Raw genomic sequence first — 1,048 nt, forward strand, 5'->3', positions numbered from 1 at the left:
GGGTATCCAGTCTCGGCTGGGGCAACAGCATGAGTACCGCGGAACCGGCCATCACGGTCAGGAGAACCCACTCGAAGAGGACATCGCTGACCTGCAGGGCCAGCCACGCCCCCAGCAGGGAACCGATCACGGCCGGGACCGACAGGCGCAGGCTCAAGCCGATATAGCGAGCACCGGCTTTCAGGAAGCTGAGAGTCGCCGCAACGCTCTGCAGGGTGATCGATACCCGGTTGGTGCCATTGGCCACCTGCGGGGAAAGCCCCAGAAACATCAACAGCGGCAGGGTGAGCATGGAGCCACCCGCCGATAGCACGTTGATGAACCCCGCGAGTGTGCCGATGACAAGCAGTAACAAGGCATCGAGAAGGGACATGTCGTTATCCGTTGGTGGCGCGATCGAGGCCGCCCAGCATAGCGATTACCCACTCGGTTAGGAACTCGAGACGTATCCACCGCTGGGCTGTGTAATGCTGAATATCGATGACCCAGGTTGCTTGAGGAGAATGCACATGCCCGCTTTCGAACCGGATGCGCGCCTGGTGGATGACAGCTACCCGGTGACGGAACTCCCGCTCTGCCAACTACGGCTGATGGACGATGCACGTTTTCCCTGGCTGGTCCTGGTGCCCCGCCATCCGGGGATCAGCGAAATCTTCGAGTTGGACGAGGCGGATCAGCAGCAGTTGTGGCGTGAAGCCACCCGGGTCGGCCAGACACTCAAGGCGGCATTGCAGGGCGACAAGCTCAATATTGCCAGCCTGGGCAACAGGGTCGCCCAGTTGCACGTCCACGTCATCGTGCGCCACCGGCGGGATGCCGCCTGGCCCGGCCCGGTCTGGGGCCATGGTGAGCCGGAAGCCTACGACCTGGATGGCCTGGCGGCCATGCGGGGACGAATTCTGGCCCAAGTAGAAGGTCTCGACCTCTGAGCGGACTCAACCGCCGAAGGGATGCGACCGGAGCCGCCTCCAGGACCACCGGCGCGGACAAGGTCATGTCGCTCGGCTCGACAGTCGCAGGCCGAGTGGCACAGCCAGACAGCAGAAAA

General features: G+C 63.1%; 2 protein-coding genes. One reads left to right on the top strand and one right to left on the bottom strand.

Annotated elements, in window-relative coordinates; all coding sequences use genetic code 11:
- A partial coding sequence (locus tag ACESMD_RS03020; protein WP_372610210.1) for a sulfite exporter TauE/SafE family protein occupies window positions 1–373 on the bottom strand: 373 nt, incomplete at its 3' end.
- Between the two features lie 136 nt (window positions 374–509).
- Between ACESMD_RS03020 and ACESMD_RS03025 the strand changes: the two genes are divergently transcribed.
- Window positions 510–929, top strand: coding sequence for an HIT domain-containing protein (locus ACESMD_RS03025; RefSeq protein ID WP_372610212.1), 420 nt, complete (start codon window positions 510–512; stop codon window positions 927–929).
- The last annotated feature ends 119 nt before the right edge of the window (window positions 930–1,048 follow it).

Source organism: Halomonas sp., assembly GCF_041689495.1.
GTDB lineage: Bacteria > Pseudomonadota > Gammaproteobacteria > Pseudomonadales > Halomonadaceae > Halomonas.

Coding starts and splice junctions, on each gene's coding strand:
- ACESMD_RS03025 (WP_372610212.1), top strand. CDS start 510: ATGCCCGCTTTCGAACCGGATGCGCGCCTGGTGGATGACAGCTACCCG.